Raw genomic sequence first — 249 nt, 5'->3', positions numbered from 1 at the left:
GTCGAGATCGAGCTCGGTGCACAACCTGCGCAGCTCCTCCAGGCAGTCGCCGAAGCCGAGCAGGGCGGCACTCACGTCCTTGCGGCCGAATTTGTGAACGATGACGTCCATCGCCCGCAGAACGATGTCCACGCCGTCCTGGGGGCCCATGATGCCCAGATAACAGACGAGGTGCTCCCGACCGAGGCGGAGCTCGGGCTGCGCCGGCCCGGGCTTCATCCTGGTCGTGTCGGGACCACTGCGCACCAC

The 249-nt window shown here is 67.1% G+C and carries 1 pseudogene; it reads right to left on the bottom strand.

Features of this window, described 5'->3' with window-relative positions:
* Positions 1-249 (bottom strand): annotated as a pseudogene (locus tag ACG83_RS41505) (glycosyltransferase WbuB); the annotation flags it as partial.

Source organism: Frankia sp. R43, assembly GCF_001306465.1.
GTDB classification, from domain to species: Bacteria; Actinomycetota; Actinomycetes; order Frankiales; family Frankiaceae; genus Parafrankia; species Parafrankia irregularis.
This window is presented reverse-complemented; position numbering and strand designations above follow the sequence as displayed.